We start from the raw sequence: 20,617 nt of genomic DNA on the forward strand, positions 1-20,617 counted from the left end.
CTTAACTTTCCCTTAAAAAAAAGACGACCTTGTAAAAACAAGATCATCTTCTCACTTATATTTTTTGGTTTTTAGGAAAAATCACTTCAAAACAAGTGCCTTCTCCCCATTTGCTCTCTACTAATATTTTTCCATAATGCTTTTCGACAATCCAGCTTGCAATTGAAAGACCTAATCCAGCTCCTTCTGACGTACTTCTTGCTTTATCCCCCTGATAAAAACGATCAAATAATTTCGGAATATCCTCTTCTTTCACTCCTATCCCATCATCCTTCACCTGTATACGAATTGAACCGCTCGTTTGCGTGCAATCAATTTGAATATACCCACCTTCATTTGTATACTTCATTGCATTATCTAACAATATGACCATCATTTGATGAATTCTCTCTTTATCCCCCATAAACGATATGTCACGTTCTACTTTTAATATCATCTCTTTTTCTTGATAAGAGGCAATTTCTTTATATGGATCTACGATTTCTTCTAACAATTTATCAAGGTCAAATGTCTTCTTGTCCATCTCAATTTGATTGGAATCCGAACGGGCTAACAATAATAAATTGCTAACTAGTTTCGATAATCGCCTACATTCCTTTGAAATTGTAGAAATATCCATCGCCTTTTCTTCTATCGTAGCGGATGGTGACTGGAATAACACATCCGTTTTTGATTGAATAACTGCAAGTGGTGTCCTTAGTTCATGCGATGCATCAGAAACGAACTGCTGCTGCTTTTCCCATGAATTTTGAATGGGTACAAGCGCTCTACCAGCTAGGAAAAAGCCGATTCCTATTGCACATAGACTTCCTATGCTACAACCAATAACAAGAATTAAAAACAATGTACGCAGTACTTCTGTTTCAGTCGTAGTTTCACGTAATATTTGAAACGTGACATTCTCTCCCGAACGTGTAGTTTCTTTAACTGCCACGGTTCTATAACTTTTCCCTTTTATTTCTATATCGTAGAAATCTCCAACTTTTTTGGGGAATAGCTTTATTTTATTTTCTTCCAGAAAACTACGATCTCGAACTCTCGGGTCAATCTCTCGCAATTGCTTACTTTCATCCCATAGTAAGTAAAAAGCTTTTGAATCCCCTATACGTAATTCTTTACCCACCTCAAATCGCGGAGGCCCTAGTGGCTTTTCTCTCGTTATCTTTATAATAAAGTCCTTTATCGATTCATCTACTCCCTTATAAATTTCATTGGATGTATATGAATACACTAAACTTCCTAACACCCCAATTAATATAATAAATACTAACGAATTTAATATAGTTAGACGAATGCGTGTTTTTTGAAACATACTTCCTTTTTTCATTGTTCTTTTAATATATATCCAATACCACGAACAGTTTGAATATCTTTCTGATAGCCGAATGGCTCTAATTTTTTACGTAAATGATGTACATACACTTCTACAATGGCCACTGTCGTATCTGAATCAAATCCCCAAACACGATCAAAAATTTGTTCACGCATTAAAATCTTTCCGCTATTTTGGATGAGATACTCTAAAAGTTCATACTGTTTTAATGTAAGCTTAATTGCTTGTCCATCTACTTGAACGTCTTTATCTTTTCCTAACAATTCAATCCCTTTATAGCGAATCGTCTGCTGTGTTGTTAAACTGCCACTTCTGCGTAGTAAAGCACGAATTCTCGCTTTTAATTCGGGGGCCTGAAACGGCTTAACAATATAATCGTCTCCACCAAAATCCAATCCTTTCACCCGATCTTCCAAAGAATCTCTCGCTGTCAAAAACAGGACTGGCGTTTCAATTTTTTCATCACGTATTTTTTGAATCACTTCAAACCCGTCCATTTCTGGCATCATTACATCAAGCAAAATTGCATCATATATATTTTGCAAAGCAAGAAATAATCCCTCTTCTCCATTCAGTGCTGTATCTACTGCAAATTCATCGCGTAAAATTTGGACAATAGACTCTAATAAAGAAGCATTGTCCTCTACTACAAGTAAGCGCATATTCTCACCTTCCACAATATATTTCAACTCTCTTTATTATTGCATCTCTTCTTCTCATTAAGAAAGAATGTAGTCACATTATGTGATTTCATCTCCAAATATTTCCTTATAAAGTTTTCATATAGAATTTTGAAGCTTTATTATAAAGGCTTTTTCTTAAATTTTGCTTAATAAAATTAGCCGGTCTTTTTTAGAATGATATCTCGCATGCTCAAGTAGCCGTTCAAACTTATCTATTTCTCCATGAATATCACTAATGACAAGTGTCCTTTCCATTTCTTCCCCCTTCTTTCTACATCACTCTTTTTCTAATTATATTTCAAAACAACAGAAATTTCTGAACCTGATTCGAAATCACATTTATTACAAATAAAACTATTATCCTTACAACAATGTAAGTCTCTTGTCATCCAATTCGATGGTTGCAATTACTGCATTTCCTTATACTAAAAATAAGAAATGAAACAAAAAATAAGGAGAGATAAGATATGAAAAAAATGATGGAAGTTGTAGTGGCGGTGGCAGAGGTTTTCTTAAATGGCAAACAAGTTGCAATGGAGTTAAACAAATAATGAAAAGGAAAATATTCGTTCTAAACCCTTTACTCATATAAAAGAGATAAGACTTCACCATTTCTTTGATCCCTTATCTCCCTATAGAGAAAGCCGTATCCCTCTTAAGGATACGGCTTTCTTTCAAAACAAAAATCCCATTCAAATACACATTACCGAATCCATCATACTAACTGATTTCTTCATTCTGTCTATCTAAATGGGATTATTTCGTACTTTTATTTCTTCAGCTTGTTATTCCGCCGGTTGTGGTTGCGGCTGTACTACTTCATTCGCTCCAGCTAGCCTCAACATATTTGCAATATCTTTAAAACCTCTTTTTTCAGCACATTGCAGTGGCGTAATATTTTCCTTGTTAGCCACATTTACATCTGCACCATGCTCAATAAGCATTTGAATTACTTTCTTATGATTTTCGCTACCATTTCCTAATACAATTGCTTCTAATAAAGCTGTTCCACCACGATCATTTTTATAATTCACATCAATATCTGTATGCTCTAATAATTCTTTAACAACCTCTACATGGCCACGCTCTGATGCAGAAATAAGTGCTGTGCCACCTGACTTAGTCGTTTCTTTCGTATTAACCCCTGCATTAATTAATAGTTTCACAATACCCGTATATCCTTCTCTACTTGCATAAAGAAATGGATTACTTTGTTTTTCATCTTTCGTTTCAAGATTAGCACCGGCATCAATTAATGCTTTAACTGTCTCTACATGATTTTGATACGTTGCTGCAAGAATAGGTGTTTCTCCGTTGTCACCTTCTACATTGATATTCGCTCCATCTTGGATTAAATTCATAGCTGTTTCTGTGTCCCCAAGAGTTGCAGAAAGTAGCAACTGTTTGTCCATTAAATTTATACTTTTTTCTTCTTTAGATTCTTCTTGTTCTTTATGCTTTTCTTTTTTCTCTTCGTTTTTCACATGAACCGGTTTCGATTCTGGCTCTTCTTGCTTATCGCAAGCCACTACCGTCATTAAAAGTCCCAACAACATACATAATAAAATTTTTTGTTTTCTCACAACTACAGCTCCTATGAAAGATAATGTTTTCTTAACCATTCCTCCATCACATACAATAATTCTTCTTGATTACATTTATCCATAAGTTCTTTATATTCCTTCTTTAATCGGACTATCTTAAACTTATATTATGTTTCTCAACCTATTGGAATGATACGCCAGGTAGCCTCATCATTAACATTATGAAGCAATTAGTTTAGCACGATTTTACCTCATTTGTATATATTTCTAAAAAGTATATACATGATTGCTTTAGGTTACTATATTCCATTGTAACCGTTCTTTTAAAAATTTTACACCTTTTATATATTTACACCTGATTAATAATAGAAAAGGACAACCATACATGGCTGTCCTACATTTAAATACTTCTTTATCTTAATGAGAATGCCCTCCGCTATTACCCTTTTTCGGATTCCCCATCATCTCTTTATTCATTTCCCATTTATGCTTTGATAGCTCTTTATACGAAAGAACCTTCCCCTTATAGTTAGATACAAAGCTCTCTGCATCTTTTTTATTTTTAAATGAAATGACATTATAAGCCATTGGTGTCGTTATTGTTTTATCATATACGTAAGTGGCATCTTCTAACGAAATCCAATCTTTCGAATCATAATCTCGAACAAATTTTTCTTTCGTCTTTTCACCTGAATTAATCTCCATCCATTTATACATACAGCCAATATCATCAAACTTTAACGCTTTTCCATTTTCTAAAATAATTTCTGTTGCAAATTGATTATCCATTACCCCAATTTGGCAAATATCACACTTATCATGTTTCTCATCAATTGCCACAGCTGTTTTTTCCTTTTTCCCACATCCCACTATCGTAAATAGGAAACATAAACATATAGCAAGCACAACATACTTTATTCTCATCACTATTCCTCCCTAAAAACCATATACTCCACGAAAAGAATATCAAAAGGTTGTGTGAAATTTGTGAAAAAACAATGTGTTTTTTGTAATATATGGAATAAAAAAAGATGTGTAGTCATTTCTACACATCTCTCATCATTCACAGCCTGTAATTAATAAATCATCTTCTAACTTAACTAATAATGTATCCGTATTAATTTTCTGTCCAACTTCTACATTTACCAATCTTATATTTCCACTGATCCCTACTGCGATTTTTTCAAGCTCACCGTCATTTTTTCGGATCATCATTAATTTTTCCCATTCATATACGTAAGAGGATTCATTAACAAAAATCTCTTCTATTTTTCCCTCATAAGAACTATAAACTTCTTCTATTCTCGTTTCCATTTAAAATCTACTCCCTACTTCGCACTTCACTGTTTTCACCTTATTCTATCATTCTTGTAAGAAGTAAATTATATTTTTAAAAATTCAAAATTGCCTTTGTGAACAAAATGACCAAAATAAAAATTATGCTTCTAATGGTGTTATTTTTCAAATTATTTACCAGTGGAATGGATGCTTTTATGATAAACAAAAATACTTTTCTGAATTTTCATTCCATTTTGAAAGCGTAATCATTTTGTTGAGGGGGAGATCATATGTTAGCTCTACTTGGATTTGCAATGGTATTTGTCTTTATGTTTTTGATTATGACGAAACGTATGTCAGCATTAGTAGCATTAATATTAATTCCGAGTGTTTTTGCATTAATTGGCGGCTTCTATGCCAATATGGGACCTATGATGCTAGAGGGAATTCAAAAATTAGCACCTACTGGTATTATGCTTATGTTTGCCATTTTATATTTCGGAATTATGATTGATAGTGGTTTATTCGATCCTGTCATTAGTAAAATCTTAAAATTTGTAAAAGGGGATCCTTTAAAAATTGTTGTTGGTACAGCTATCCTTACTATTATCGTTTCATTAGATGGGGATGGAACAACAACATATATGATTACTGTTTCCGCAATGTACCCGCTATATAAACGTCTTGGAATGAATCCACTTATATTAGCTGGGGTTGTTATGTTAGGAGCGGGTGTGACAAACCTTACGCCTTGGGGTGGACCAACTGCTCGAGTTATGAGTGCTCTTGGACTTGATGCATCAGAGCTCTTCACACCACTTATACCAGGAATGATTGCTGGTGCAATTTGGGTAGTTTTCGTTGCCTACTATCTTGGAAAAAAAGAAAGAAAACGTTTAGGAATTATGGATGTACAATATTTAAAACAAATGCAAACAATAGATGAGCAAGCTGCAACAGTCGAAGCGGCAGTACATAAACGCCCTAAACTATTATGGATTAACTTTTTATTAACTGTTGCCCTGCTCGTCTGTCTCATACTAGAAGTTATGCCGTTACCTGTTTTATTTACAGTCGCTTTTGCTATTGCTGTTATGATTAACTATCCAAACTTGGAACAACAGAAAGAACGTATTGCTTCTCATGCAGGAAACGTATTAGCGGTCGTTTCTCTCGTATTTGCTGCTGGTATTTTCACAGGTATTTTATCTGGAACAAAAATGGTAGATGCGATGGCTCAAGGGGTAGTAACTCTTATACCAGATGCACTGGGACCACAATTGCCAATTATTACAGCTTTTCTCAGTATGCCTTTCACATTTTTCATGTCCAATGATGCATTTTACTTTGGGGTATTACCTATTTTAACGAAAGCTGCTGCTACTTACGGAATTAGTGCAGCTGAAATGGGACGTGCTTCCTTACTCGGTCAACCCGTTCACTTATTAAGCCCTCTTGTCGCATCCACTTATTTATTAGTCGGAATGGCAAAAGTTGATTTTGGTGAACACCAACGCTTTACTTTACTTTGGGCAGTTGGAACTACAATGGTGATGTTGATTACTGGCATTATAATTGGGGTTATTCCAATATAAGACGGAAAAAACAGTAGAGAAAATGCAATCCTCTACTGTTTTTTGTTATGAGGGGACAAGAAAATACCTTCTCTCCGGTCTCCCTACACTTCCATATATAAGCTCTGCATGTACTTTCTTTCCAGATATTAAATACTCCAAATAGCGCCTTGCTGTTGATCGACTTACCCCGACCATTGAGCTTAACACTTCTGCGGTAATTCCTTCTTCACTAACTGTTAACATATGCTTTTTTATTTTCGCTAAAGTTAAAGGATCTATTCCTTTTGGAGCGTATTCGATTGGATTTCCCTTCACTCCTCTTTGAGACCAGAGATGTTCAATTTGTTCTGGTGATAATTGGCCATTTCTCTTTAACTGTATAATCTTCTTTTGATAATTTTCTAAACTTGTTTTAAATCGTTCAAACGTAAGTGGCTTTACAATATAATCTGTTACCCCACCTCGTAAAGCATGCCGTACAACATCTGTTTCTGACGCGGCTGTAATCATAATAATGTCTGTATCATGCAAATTATGCCTAATATATGTGACGAGTTCAGTCCCTTGCATATCAGGTAAATATACATCTAATAAAACAAGCTGTGGCTTCACAAGATCTAACCATTCCTTTGCTTCTTCCCCAGTCGTCGCCGTTCCAATCACTTTAAATCCATCTATTTTTTCAGCAAAACGACGATGGATCTCTGCAATCCGGACATCATCTTCTACAATTAATACTTCAATTCCCTCAGTCATTACAATTCGCCTCTCTCTTTCGGTAATGCAATTATGAATAACGCACCACCTAAATCCCCTTTTTCGATTGCAATACTTCCATTTAAATCTTCCACTAGCTCTTTTACTTTTGCTAATCCATATCCACGCTTTTCTCCTTCTTTCGTCGAAAAGCCTTTATAGAATATACTTGTGATGATTTCATCTTGAATCCCTCGTCCTGAATCTTCCACTTCAATTAATATTTCTTCCCCAATATCCGTTACAAACATTCTAACTTTCTTATTATGTTCTTGATTTTTTTCAATTGCTTCAAATGCATTCGTAATTAAATTCCCCAAAATAGAAACTACATAATTACTATCAATATGCGGACTTAATTTTTCTAAACTACTTTCTCGATCTAATACAAAATCAATCTTCAACTCTCGTGCCCTATTGTAAAATCCAATTAAAATTCCACCTAGCCATGGATTTTGAATTCGTTTCATAATAAATTGAACGAAATCTTGATAGACAGCGGTTTCCTTATGAATAAGCTCTAAAGCATCTTCATATGATTCTAATTGGATAAGACCCGAAAGCGTATACAACAAATTGTTATATTCATGTGTTTGTGCCCGCAATGCCTCTGTATATTGCTTCGTCTGAGACAATTCTGATGTTAACTGATCCATTTCTGATTTCAAACGTAAGCTTGATACAACTCCAGTTACTTTATTATTTACTTTAATAGGTAGACGGTTTGCAATAACAGCCTGCCCTTTTATATTTAATTGACGATCAAACTGTTCTTCACCAGTTTGCAGTACATCTAGTATCGATGAATTAGGAATTACATTTAAAATAAATTCTCCAATAATGTTTTGTTGTGTATCTAATGAAAGAATATCGTAAGCTGCTTGATTTACTAAACTGACCATTCCACTTCTATCAATTACGATAATCCCTTCACGTACAGATTGAATCACTGTACTATGCTCTTCATATAAAGATGAAATTTCTTCTGGCTCCATCCCAAACATCATTCTTTTTATGCTTCCCGCTAAATATATAGAGCCGATTATCCCCATTAACAGACCTATTATTGTAATCCACAACACGCGCTTCCCATACACTTCTACCGCACCATGAATATCATCCATTGAAAAACCAACAGATACTACACCAATAATTTCATTTTCCTGATTACGGATTGGAACTTTTCCGCGTAATGAAGGTCCTAATGATCCAGTTGCTTTCGAAACATAGGATTTCCCGTCTAATAAAACTCCTTCGTTATCTCCACCAACCATTGCTTCTCCTATTTTATCTCGCTCAGGATGTGCATACCGAATCCCTTCTTTGTTTCCAACTACAATAAAGTCAGCATCTGTATCAATTCGAATTTTTTCTGCAATCGGCTGAATGATAGAAGCTGGATTTTCTTTTTGAAAGGCTTCCTGGATTTCTGGTATAGCCGCAACTGTTTTCGCAACATGCAAGGCCCTTTTACCAATTTGCTCTTCTACTGTTTCTGATAATATGTAGTAAAATAAATAACTCGTTAACAGAAGTACAACTAGAATAAGTGTACTAATGGTTAATGTAATTCTCGGTTGTAGTTTTAACTTTTTAAATTTCAAAACCATTCCCCTAACGTCCCTTGAAATTGAATTTTAAGAATATACAGTTTTTATTCGCATTTAATCATACCATGATTACTACATAGTTGACTTCTTTACTTTTTATCGTATTGTATTTTTTCAAAAAAAGAAACGAAGTAACAACTACTTCGTTTCTTTTTTTACTTTATATTTTAAACTTACTAATCATCTCTTGTAATTCTTCTGCCATTTGCGATAAGTGAACTGCTGCTGCATTTATTTCATCTACTGAAGCTAGTTGTTCTTCAGAAGAACCAGCAATATTTTGGACACTTGCTGCATTTTCTTCAATCGTTGCTGCAATTTCATTAATAGATGCACTTACTTGTTTCGCATCTATTGTCATTCGGTTCGCTACTTCTACCATACTATCAATTTGTATAACTGTATCATTTGTAGATTGCAATATTTCATCAAAGCTTTGCTTCGTTTCATTTGCAACTACAAGCCCTGACTGTACTTCTGTTCCCACTTGATTCATAGAGCTTACTGTTTCTTTTATATCAAATTGTATCTCTTTCACGAGATTACCAATTTCCGTAGAAGATTGCCCCGATTGTTCCGCTAATTTCCGCACTTCATCTGCTACAATTGCAAATCCTCTTCCTTGCTCTCCAGCTCTTGCAGCCTCAATTGCAGCATTTAATGCTAATAAATTTGTCTGCTCTGCAATATGCTGAATCACTTCAAGGATAGCTCCAATTTGTTTTGACTTATCACCTAACAAGGCAATAACTTTATCTGACTGTGAAACAGACTCATGAATAGATTGCATTTGATTCACAGTTTGTTCAACTAATTTCCCACCATCTTCAGCTTTTTTCTTCGTATACATAGATGCTTTGGATACTAATGAAGAACTATCTGCAACACGCTGAATTCCTTCTGTAACTTCTTCTAATAACGTTGCGCCCTCTTCAACTTCTCTCGTTTGTATTTCTGCACCACTTGATACTTGTTCCATCGCCTGTGTGATTTGTTCCGTCGCTTCACTTGTCTGCTTCATGCTAGCTGTTAATTCTTCTGAAGATGCTGCTACATGACTTGCTGAAGTATTTATATTCGAAATGACATTATGTAATGATGATGCCATCTCATTAAAACTTTCGCCTAGCTGTCCAACTTCATCTTTAGAATGAACTGTAATCGATTCAGTTAAATCGCCTTCACTAATTTTTTTCGATGAGATAACAAGTTGTTTTAATGGTTTAATAATAGAAACAATTATGAAGTAAATTAAAATCCCACCAATTACTAATGAAATAGCAAGAACAGTTAACGTTTTATAGAGAATAGGTTCAGCCGCTTGAATAATTTCTTTTGAAGGCATTACCCCCACTATTTTCCATCCTGTCTGCTTATTTGTTTTAAACGTGATATTACGATCCTCACCATCTAATGAGAATTTAAGATCACCCATTTCCTGTTTGTACAATTCTTTTTCAAGTTTATCTTCTATTTTATCCCCTGGCTTCATCGTTGGGTGAGCTATTACGTCTTTAGACTGATCAAAGATTGCTATATACCCTTCTTTACCGATATTAACCATTTTCGAGGTATTTACAATATCGTTAATAATTAGATCAATACCGAGAACGCCACTTTTATCCTCATTTTGCTTTGCTATTGTAAGAACAATATTCCCTGTCGTTTTTGATTTATATGGAGCTGTGATAACCACTTCTCCGCTTTTTTTCACTGCTTCTTTATACCAATCTCTTTCTGTAGGATTATATCCTTCTGGCATTTGAATGGCTGGTGATTGAATAAATTGTCCATTGCTAGATCCAGTATAAATCGCTTCTATTTCTGGATGTAACTTATTATATTCCTCTAACTTATTTTGTACGTTTTGAAGCTGATCAGCTTGATAACTTCCCCCATTAAATAGCTTTGTAAAATATACTGCATCTACTTTCTTACTATCTAACTCTTTATTAATTACATCATTTAATATTTTCACGTTATCTTTTGCCGATTGTAAAATCGTTTCATTGAAATTTGTCTTCGCTTGCTGATAAGACGTCCAACCAATGATAACACTTGGCACAATTAAAATAATAATAAATGATACAAGTAACTTCGTTTTCAAACTACTACTCCTGAATTTCCCTTGAAACATATTTCTACCCCTCCATACCATTTTAAATGTAATTAATTTACATTTAATCTCTTTATATAAATCAAACGATTCAAGTTCATCGATGAGACTCTCTTTTTTCATCTTTCTCTCATTTAAAGAATCGTTACATAACTATTTCATTCTATATAAATTAAATAATTAAAACAATATATAAAAATGTATATTATTCGAAATATTCCCCTCATGAAAGAACCTCTAGTAACTATTTACTAGAGGTTCTTTCCATTTTACTATTTTATTCTTTCTCAACTTCTTTTTCCTTCTCTTCTACCACAGATACGACAGGTTTATCATTCGATAATTGCTGTACTGCACCTTTGCCCGCAAATCCTTCTAATAACTCTTTTAAATCAATGCCAGAAGAAGCTTTTAACGTTTCTTGCATCGTTGCCATTAAATCAGTCGCATAACCTGCCACTTTCCCAGCGCCGCTATTCTTACCACCGCCGCCTGTATCGACAACTGTAATTTTATCAATATTGCTAAGTGGGCTTGCAATTTCTTTCGCATAACTTGGAAGCATTTTAAGAACCATATCCATAATCGCGGCTTGACCGTATAATTCAAACGCCTCTGCAATTTTTTGCTTCGCTTCTGCTTCTGCTAAACCTTTTAACCTAATAACGTCTGCTTCCGCTGTACCTTGTGCTTTTTGTACTTCTGCTTTCGCTTGACCTTGTGCTTTTTCAATTTCCGCTTTCGCTAAACCTTCCACACGTACTTCTTCTGCACGCGCTCTTGCTTCAGCTTCGATCTTATATTGATCCGCATCTGCCTTTTTAATTTGTTTTACTTTTTCAGCTTCTGCTGACTGCTCCACAGCATAGCGATCTGCATCTGCTTTTTTCTTAACTTCTGCATCATATTGCTTTTCACGACGTGCAATTTCTTTCTCTTCTAATTCAATTTGCTTTTCACGCTCAATGATTTTAACGCGCATTTGCTCCTCTGTAACACCTTGTTGCGCCTTCGCTTGTTGTAATTCATAAGAAAGATCCGCATCTGCACGAGCTTGTTCTTGCTCTCTCTTATAAGACTGTACTTTTAATTCTTTATGCTTTTCAGCTTCAGCAATTTGTGCATCACGTTGATATTCAGCTTCTTTTGCTTCTTTCTCAGCACGTGCTTTTTCAATACGTGCTTCTTTTTCACGCTCTGCGTTCGCAATTGTTGCATCACGCTTAACTGTCGCAATTTGCGGCTGACCAAGTGCATCTAAATAGCCGTTCTTATCCATGATTTCTTTAATTGTAAAGGAAACGATGCGAAGCCCCATCTTCTTTAAATCTGTAGAAGCTACTTCGTGCACCTTTTGAGCAAATTGCTCTCTATTACTATAAGCATCTTCTACTGTCATAGAAGATAAGATAGCACGGAGATGTCCTTCTAAAACTTCTTTCGCTTCTATTTTCAACTCTTCTGTTTCTTTTCCTAGATATTGTTCAGCTGCTGTAGATACTTCTTCAATTGTCGATCCTACTTTAATAATAGAAACACCATTTACTGTAATCGGTACACCTTGCTTCGTATACGTATCACGTGTACCAACTTCTAATTTATAGTTTAATAAGCTTAAAAGCTCTGCTCTTTGCATAATTGGAACTACGAAAGTACCGCCACCTCGAATAATTTTAATCTTCTTTCCATCATCCGTGGTAACAACGTTCTTTCCACCACCAAGCCAGTTTCCTGTAACAATTAACGCTTCATCTGGTCCAACTGTTCGATACTTCGTAATGAATACTAAAATAAGTAGAATTAAAATTGCGAGTAACACTCCACCAATAATTAATGGAATCGTCATGTAAATTCCCCCTTATAATTTTGGTTTTTTTAAAGAATAAGCGATGTTTTGTACAAGTAAAACACCATCTTGGACTCCCTCGATAATAACCTCGGTTCCTTGTGAAATATCTTTTTTTCCAATTGTTTTAGCTGGGATTGCATTACTTCCAAATTGGGAAGAAATTAATACTTCACCAAATCCTTCTGTAGGAATTGTCGTAATGACCTCTCCCTTGCAACCAATGAATTCATCCATACGTTGTGCTGTATTTTGCTCTGCTTCTGCAATCGGTTTTAAAATTAATATTTTCATGATGAAAACCCCGATAAAAGATATAGCAAATGCACCAGCGAAAATAACAATACTATTAAAGGAAAATAAATATTCTCCTATATAACTAAGTCCACATAACATGGCGAAGAAACTAAGTAATAAAGTTACGACGGATACTGATCCGCCTCCAAAACTAAATATTGATTCAAATATATCTCCAAAGAAGATATAAATAACAGTAAGTATAGTAGCAATAATAAATCCGTATAAATAAATTGTTTCAAGTGGATAACCAAACAAAACCATTTCTTATCCCCCTTTCTTAAACAATCCTCTTTTGTTATGTTTATGCCCCACCTCTTTCAAAGATTATCATTCTTAATTTTCAGTTATTTACCCTTTAAAGAAAAACCTGTAAAACAGGCCTCTAAAAAAGAACAGGAGGAACCTATTGTGACAGGCTCCTCCTAGAAAATAACCGATATATTATATATCTATATAATATATCTTTTTCCACAAAAAGTAAAGTTAAACATACATTGGAAAAGCACTTATTTTACTGATAATGAGTATGTCTCATCACCATTATTATATTCCATTTTAAAATTAACATATTATCTGGATTAAATGATATAAAATGCAATATTTCATATTATTTCTTCATACATTTTGAACATATAGTGAGCGAAAAGGACTTACAATTTTTACTACAGTGGCTCCATTATTTAAGCGATCAAAACATCCTCGTATTAATATCCTTCCCCTATTCAAAAAAGACTTAATCATAAGCATATTTCAACATGAAATTGCTATGATCAGGTCTTCTCAAAAACTTATATAATTATTTTATATAATAATAAGATAAAACGTTTTTTATTTCTTAAATAATCTCTTTCTAAATACAAACATACTTAATGCTGAAAGAACAAGTGCTAATCCAGAAAGTAAAGTCGATGTGTTAACTTGACCACCAGTTGCTGCTAAAGACTTCTTATTTTCCTCTTGCTTATTAGCATGTTGTTTATTTGAATCTTTTTCTTTCGCACTCTCTTGCCCTACGATTTTCACTAGCACAACTTGATTATCCTCTTTTGGCTCTTGATTCAATCCAGTTACTGATTCTTTTATTCCTTCCACTTCTTTTGCTGACTCTTTTACTTCTTCTTTCGGTCCCTCAACTTCTTTCGTTGATTCTTTTACTTCTTCTTTCGGTCCCTCAACTTCTTTTGTTGATTCTTTTACTTCTTCTTTCGGTCCTTCAACTTCTTTTATTGGTTCTTTTTCGTCTTCTTTTGGCCCTTCAACTTCTTTTGTTGGTTCTTTCTCATTTTCTTTTCCCACTATATTCTGTATAACTGTTCCGTTAAATCTTATACTAATTTCATCAGAATCTAAATCAAATTTATACGCTTTTTCACCTGGGGTACCCCATTTTATTACTCCGTTATTAAGCGTTCCATCCTCACTTATCAATTTAATATTATCAATACTTTCTCCTTCTAAATCATATACAGGAACCTGAATTTCTTCGTTTATTTTTGCATCATTTAAAACGATATTTTGTCTTCCAACATCAATTGTAAACCACTGACCTAGTTGTATTAACGGCCTTACATCACGAATCTCATTTCCAGCTAAATTTAAGCTAAGTAAGTCTAACATTGATCCAAGAACTGTTACATCTTTAATACGATTGTCCGCCAGATTTAACCACTGTAAATTTTCCAATGAAGATAACGGTGTTATCTCTTCAATTTGATTATGCGATACATTCACAGCATTCAATTGTTTCAAGTTCGAAATAAATTCTATATTTTTCAAGCTCACTCCTTCTAAAGTGAGGTTTTCTAAGTTCGTCATGTACTCTAAACCTGCTACATCTTTTATTTCTTTTCCTTTTTCTTTAAGTATCTCTAATCTTTTAATCTGTAATAAATCCTCTTTTGTTATAGGGGCGTTTAGATTCTCTCTACTAAAATTCTCTTTGTTAATATGTTGTTGTAAATTTTTATCAAGGATTTCATTTTTACTTTCTTTTTGTTTTTCAACTATATTTTGTATAACCTTCCCACTAAAGCTTATTTTACTTTCAGCAGAATTCGTATCTAGTTTAAATTCATATATTTTTTCTCCAGGACTATTCCACTTTATAAACCCGTTATCCAGAGTGGCCTCTTCATTTTTCACATTAATATTTTGAAGTGGTGCTCCTGTAAGATTGTATATTGGAATTTTTACTTCCTCATCTATACTTGCTTCATCTAAAAAGATTTTTTGTCTTTGAATATCGATGTATATTCTTTCTCCTAACTCTTGAACCGGTCTAACATCACGAATTTCATTTGAGCCTAGCTTTAAATCATATAAACCTGTTAATTGACTAAGTGGCGTTATATCTGAAATATAGTTTTCCTCTAAATCTAGTTTCTGTAATCCTGATAATTGTGATAATGGATTAAGATCTACTAATTCATTTTTTGAAAGCCCTAGCTCAATTAATTTATTCATTCCATTAATATGTTCAACATTGCTCAATCCATTATTGCTTATTTCAAGTGTCTTCAAATTCTTTAATTGGTGAATTCCTTCAAGACCTGCATTGTTAATTTGATTATTTGCTATAGTCAAATCCCTTAAAGATGTCACTGTAAATAATGGTTTAATATCTTTAATATAATTACTATTTACATCTAGCATTTTAATCTTCTTCATTTGACTTAATGGGCTTAAATCTGAAATTTTATTGTTTCTCAAAGTTAAAAACTCAATATGCTCTAACTCAGCCAAAGATCCAATATCTTCAAGTTCACCATAAGTTATACTTAACGATTTCAGTTGCCTCAACTTCGAGATAAATTGTATATTTTCTAACTTAACTTCTTCCAACGTTAAGTTTTCTAAATTCGTCATATACTCTAGACCACTTACGTCTTGTATTCCTTTACTTTTTGCCTCAACAACTATTAAAGATTTAACTTTTAATAAATCCTCCTTAGTTATTGGCGTATTTAGATTCTCTCTATGCAAATTATATTTATTAATATGCCTTTGTAACTGCTTATCTACAATTACATTTCCGCTTTCATCTTGTTGCTCCACTCTATCCTCTTTATTTTCCTTTTGCTTTTCTGGTACATTATTTTCTAAATTTAAAGTATTTACTTCAAACTGTACTTGATATTTATTGTTATATCCCATTGTCGGAATATAAATATGCATTTGCATATTATATCTTTTTCCTAATTCTCCGACTTCAAATTGAATAACCTTCGTTCCATTTTTCTTTTTATCCTCAGATATTACTTTCACATCATGAAACACACCAGGAGCATGGATATCCTCTGTTTTCAAGTATTGAAAGAAATCACTATCACTTAACGTTGCCGTTACAATTTTCTTTCCATTCTCAATTGTTAATTTCGGATCCTTTATATAAACAGCTGCCATGGATTCTTCATTTGTTTTATCTTTATACGCTTTAATAACAGCATCATATGTACCATTCTCTAAAGCATGTCCAGTTTTATTCACCTCAATTGTTACTGCCGCTAACGCCGGTGTTGAATATGCCGCAAACGGCAACGACAATGTCGCCGCTATTAACATTGCATTTATATGTTTTCTTTTATTATTCTTCAACCTTACATCTCCCTCGAAATATATAATTCAAAATGTAATCATTTCTCGGGTAAATGATAATGATTTTCATTCGCGTTATCAACTGACAACATACATATTTCGCAAAAATTTCTTGAAAATTTCACAAAAAAATAATCCCTTTAAAAGGGATTATGCCATTCTCTCTCCTGATTCTTCTCTAAAAAAGCTTTTCATCGCATGGAATACGTCTGCTTTTTGCTTTAAAATATAATACCTAAAGTTTTCATCTTTAATATTTTTATAGGCTGACATGAGTGTGCTGTGACGATTATACTGGTTCACTTCTCCATACCCAAACATATTACACTTCTTCATTAACTCTTCCACAAGCTTTACACATCTAGCATTATCCGAAGTTAAATTATCACCATCTGAAAAATGAAATGGATAAATATTATAGCGATCTGGTGAATATTTATTATCGATTAACTCGAGTGCTTTTTTGTATACAGAAGAACATATTGTTCCTCCACTTTCTCCTTTTGAGAAAAACTCTTCTTCTGTAACTACTTTTGCCTCCGTATGGTGGGCAATAAACTCAATATCTACAGTTTCATACTTCGTGCGTAAAAATCTAGTCATCCAGAAGAAGAAACTACGTGCCATATACTTCTCCCATATTCCCATCGATCCACTCGTATCCATCATCGCTAATACAACTGCTTTCGAATCTGGCTTCAATACTTCATTCCAAGTGCGGAACTTTAAATCTTCTTGATGAATTGGATGGAAAGATGCTTTACCACGCATTGCATTTCGTTTATATGCAGATATCATCGTTCGCTTCTTATCAATATTTCCCCATAGTCCTGTTTTTCTAATATCATTAAATTCAATGTGCTCAATCCGGTTTTCATCCATTTCTTTTCTCTTTAAATTAGGCAGCTCTAACTCTTTGAAAAATGCTTGCTCTAACTCTAAAATAGAGACTTCAGCCTCATAGTAATCTTCTCCAGCCGTATCTCCTGCACCTTGACCTTTTCCTGGGCCCTTTTGTTTTTGACCACCTGATCCATCTCTCGCAACGACATCACCAACTTTACTATCACCGTTTCCTTGCCCAACATGTTTATTTTTATCATAATTGTATCTAATCTTATATTCATCTAGAGAACGAATTGGTATTTTTACAACATCCTTGCCATTAGACATCACTATACTTTCTTCTGTTACAAGGTCTGGTAAATTATTTTTAATTGCCTCTTGCACTTTTTCTTGATGGCGTTGTTGGTCGTCATATCCTTTGCGATGGAGGGACCAGTTTTCCTGTGAAATCGTATAATTTGGTTGATTTTCTTCGCCCATTCCTTTCCCTCCTTACTGTAATTGTCTTTCTCTATGAACAGCAATCTATAAATTTTGTTCTGTAATGTGCAAGCTAGAATATTTGAAAAGTAACTGTCCATCGAAAATCATCCCATAAACATATATAACGTTTTTCATACAATACTCCGAGCATCCTAAACAAAATTTTGCCACTCACATAATAGAAATGACATTTAACCGTCGATAAGAAAGAAACACAATGCATTGTTGCACACATTTTCACTTTGCAACATATTGTATTGTGTTGGCTTTTTTCGTATGAATGGTTGGTTACTCTATCATATGCATATTGTAAAAATAATTGACAATAAATTCATGAAATTGCATCTTAATTTATTACATTTGGACAAGGTATGACACTTTATACACATATGAACGGATAATAAAACGCTGTCCCGCAAAATACAAGAGACAGCGTTTTGTTATCAAACTATCGATTTAGCAGACTACCTACATAGCGTAATAATTCATTTGCTGAAGAAGAATTATAGCCGTGCTCATCAATTAAACGTGCAACGACATCATTGATTTTCTTAAGCTGATTTTCGTCCGGTGTTTTCGTTGATGTTGTAATTTTCACTATATCTTTTAAATCAGCAAATAGTTTTTTCTGAATCGCTTCACGAAGACGTTCATGTGAATTATAATCAAAGCGTTTCCCTTTACGTGCATAAGCAGAAATGCGAATTAAAATTTCTTCACGGAATGCTTTTTTAGCATTTTCTGAAATTCCAATTTGCTCTTCAATTGAGCGCATTAATTTTTCATCTGGGCTCATTTCTTCACCTGTTAATGGGTCACGTAATTTCGACTTATTGCAGTACGCCTCAACGTTATCTAAATAATTATCCATAAGTGTCTTAGCTGATTCTTCGTACGAATAAACAAATGCTTTCTGTACTTCTTTCTTAGCAATTTCATCGTATTCTTTTCTCGCTAATGAGATGAAATTCATATAACGCTCCCGATCTTCATTACTAATTGATGGATGTTGATCTAATCCATCTTTTAAAGATCTCAGTACATCTAGTGCGTTAATAGATGGTACCTCTTTTCGAATAATTGTAGAAGAAATTCGGTTAATGACATAACGAGGATCAATGCCTTTCATACCTTCATCTTGATATTCGCGTTGCAGCTCCTCTACATCAATCGCATTATAACCTTCTACCGTTTCTCCATCATATAAACGCATCTTTTTAATTAAATCAATATCCGGACGCTTCGGATCTTTTAAACGAGTTAAAATAGTAAACATTGCTGCAACTCGAAGTGTGTGCGGTGCAATATGAACATTTGACACATCACTTTCACGAATCATTTTTTCATAGATATGTTCTTCTTCACTCACTCGTAAATTATAAGGAACTGGCATTACAATAATTCTTGAGTGCAATGCTTCATTCTTCTTATTTGCTATAAAAGAACGATACTCTGTTTCATTCGTATGCGCTACAATTAATTCATCTGCTGAAATAAGCGCAAATCTGCCCGCCTTGAAATTCCCTTCTTGCGTAAGCGATAGTAAATGCCATAAAAATTTCTCATCACATTTTAACATCTCTTGGAATTCCATCATGCCGCGATTCGCCTTATTCAATTCTCCATCAAATCGATACGCACGTGGATCTGATTCTGAACCATATTCTGCAATTGTTGAAAAGTCTAGACTACCTGTTAAATCGGCAATATCTTGTGATTTAGGATCAGAAGGACTAAATGTACCAATCCCTGTACGGCGATCTTCTGAGAAGAAGATACGCTCTACAACTACATCCTCAATTCTTGCCCCATATTCTTGCTCTAAGCGCATAACATTTAATGGTGATAAATTCCCTTCAATTCTTACTCCATATTCATCAAAGAACTCATCCCGTAAATGATGTGGAATTAAATGCAGTGGATCTTCATGCATCGGGCAGCCTTTTATTGCAAAAATAGCTCCTCGATCTGTTCGTGAATATGTTTCTAAACCTCGTTTCAACATCGTAACTAATGTTGATTTCCCTCCACTAACAGGCCCCATTAACAACAAAATACGTTTTCTAACATCTAATCGTTTTGCAGATGGATGAAAATATTCTTCTACAAGGCGTTCTAAAGCATCCTCTAATCCAAATAGCTGATTACTAAAGAAGTTATACTTTCTTCTACCATCAACTTCTTCAATTCCAGCATCTTTTATCATATTGTAAATGCGAGAGTGTGCTGTTTGAGCCACCCATGGTCTTTCTTTCACAAGCTCCAAATACTCCGCAAACGTACCTTCCCATTGTAAACGTTCTTCTGCTTCTCGATACTGTTCAATTTTCTTTAGAATATCCATTATAGCTCCTCCCCCATCTCCTTGTTCAATCGGATTATTATAAAAGGTATGCTAGGATGTCCTTAAACATTCTTGAAATCAAAATGAAATATATAATAGCATCATAAAATTCTCTCCAAAATTCAAAGAAAATTCTGTATAATAAAGGTATTAAAGTTTTCACACTGCTATTCATTTTAAATTAATTCTTTTCTTCTAAGAACCTTACATACATTTCGAGTAATAAGTAGGAATCATACACCGAAAAAGGTAAGGAGGATATTAGTATGAAATTATTATTAATTTTAGGTGTATCACTAACATTTCT

Annotated in this window: 13 protein-coding genes and 4 pseudogenes; 1 reads left to right on the plus strand and 16 read right to left on the minus strand. The window is 34.0% G+C overall.

Going from position 1 to position 20,617, the window contains the following annotated elements; genetic code table 11:
• Window positions 1–55: 55 nt before the first annotated feature.
• The 7 genes and pseudogenes from COC96_RS08020 to COC96_RS08045 form a co-directional block, all read right to left on the minus strand.
• Window positions 56–1,000: pseudogene (locus COC96_RS08020) on the minus strand (sensor histidine kinase); the annotation flags it as partial.
• A 173-nt stretch (window positions 1,001–1,173) separates the two neighbouring features.
• Window positions 1,174–1,327: pseudogene (locus tag COC96_RS28480) on the minus strand (sensor histidine kinase); the annotation flags it as partial.
• Window positions 1,324–1,995, minus strand: coding sequence for a response regulator transcription factor (locus tag COC96_RS08025; protein ID WP_098269295.1), 672 nt, complete (start codon window positions 1,993–1,995; stop codon window positions 1,324–1,326). The gene COC96_RS08025 and the pseudogene COC96_RS28480, both read right to left, overlap by 4 nt.
• Before the next feature lie 168 nt (window positions 1,996–2,163).
• Window positions 2,164–2,271, minus strand: a pseudogene (locus COC96_RS08030) (serine/threonine protein phosphatase); the annotation flags it as partial.
• Window positions 2,272–2,801: 530 nt separating this feature from the next.
• The gene (locus COC96_RS08035; RefSeq protein ID WP_255287959.1) at window positions 2,802–3,638 is read right to left on the minus strand and encodes an ankyrin repeat domain-containing protein; all 837 of its coding nucleotides are present in this window, start codon (window positions 3,636–3,638) and stop codon (window positions 2,802–2,804) included.
• 339 nt (window positions 3,639–3,977) lie between these two features.
• Entirely contained in the window at window positions 3,978–4,484 is a 507-nt protein-coding gene (locus tag COC96_RS08040; RefSeq protein ID WP_098269281.1) for a nitrous oxide reductase accessory protein NosL, read from the minus strand.
• 135 nt (window positions 4,485–4,619) lie between these two features.
• A complete protein-coding gene (locus COC96_RS08045) occupies window positions 4,620–4,874 on the minus strand; it encodes a hypothetical protein (RefSeq protein WP_098269282.1) in 255 nt (84 codons plus the stop codon).
• A gap of 254 nt (window positions 4,875–5,128) precedes the next feature.
• On the opposite strand from COC96_RS08045, the gene COC96_RS08050 reads away from it, so the two are divergent.
• Window positions 5,129–6,433 carry a CitMHS family transporter gene (locus COC96_RS08050; RefSeq protein ID WP_098768633.1) on the plus strand — a complete coding sequence of 435 codons (1,305 nt, stop codon included), beginning with the start codon at window positions 5,129–5,131 and terminating at the stop codon, window positions 6,431–6,433.
• A gap of 45 nt (window positions 6,434–6,478) precedes the next feature.
• Here the strand turns inward: COC96_RS08050 and COC96_RS08055 are convergent, their stop codons facing one another.
• The 9 genes and pseudogenes from COC96_RS08055 to COC96_RS08095 all read right to left on the minus strand — a co-directional run bounded on the left by COC96_RS08055 (window position 6,479) and on the right by COC96_RS08095 (window position 20,310).
• Entirely contained in the window at window positions 6,479–7,171 is a 693-nt protein-coding gene (locus COC96_RS08055) for a response regulator (RefSeq protein WP_098768634.1), read from the minus strand.
• The gene (locus COC96_RS08060) at window positions 7,171–8,775 is read right to left on the minus strand and encodes an ATP-binding protein (protein WP_142339974.1); all 1,605 of its coding nucleotides are present in this window, start codon (window positions 8,773–8,775) and stop codon (window positions 7,171–7,173) included. Before COC96_RS08060 ends, COC96_RS08055 begins: the two co-directional genes overlap by 1 nt.
• A gap of 166 nt (window positions 8,776–8,941) precedes the next feature.
• Entirely contained in the window at window positions 8,942–9,889 is a 948-nt protein-coding gene (locus COC96_RS28485; RefSeq protein WP_373561078.1) for a methyl-accepting chemotaxis protein, read from the minus strand.
• Window positions 9,884–11,020, minus strand: a pseudogene (locus COC96_RS28490) (HAMP domain-containing protein); the annotation flags it as partial. The gene COC96_RS28485 and the pseudogene COC96_RS28490, both read right to left, overlap by 6 nt.
• 154 nt (window positions 11,021–11,174) lie before the next feature.
• Window positions 11,175–12,743 (minus strand): flotillin family protein, encoded by a 1,569-nt coding sequence (locus tag COC96_RS08070; RefSeq protein WP_098768637.1) that lies wholly within the window; start codon window positions 12,741–12,743, stop codon window positions 11,175–11,177.
• 12 nt (window positions 12,744–12,755) lie between these two features.
• Complete coding sequence (locus tag COC96_RS08075; RefSeq protein ID WP_098269285.1) at window positions 12,756–13,304, minus strand: NfeD family protein; 549 nt, start codon at window positions 13,302–13,304, stop codon at window positions 12,756–12,758.
• Window positions 13,305–13,871: 567 nt separating this feature from the next.
• Window positions 13,872–16,637, minus strand: coding sequence for an NEAT domain-containing protein (locus COC96_RS08080; protein ID WP_098768638.1), 2,766 nt, complete (start codon window positions 16,635–16,637; stop codon window positions 13,872–13,874).
• Window positions 16,638–16,787: 150 nt separating this feature from the next.
• Window positions 16,788–17,963 (minus strand): sporulation protein YhbH, encoded by a 1,176-nt coding sequence (gene yhbH, locus COC96_RS08085; RefSeq protein ID WP_088233178.1) that lies wholly within the window; start codon window positions 17,961–17,963, stop codon window positions 16,788–16,790.
• Window positions 17,964–18,414: 451 nt separating this feature from the next.
• Window positions 18,415–20,310: a PrkA family serine protein kinase gene (locus COC96_RS08095; RefSeq protein WP_098269287.1), complete on the minus strand. Its 1,896-nt coding sequence runs from the start codon at window positions 20,308–20,310 to the stop codon at window positions 18,415–18,417.
• Window positions 20,311–20,617: the final 307 nt, after the last annotated feature.

The sequence above is a fragment of the Bacillus cereus genome (assembly GCF_002577405.1).
Lineage (GTDB): Bacteria > Bacillota > Bacilli > Bacillales > Bacillaceae_G > Bacillus_A > Bacillus_A cereus_AU.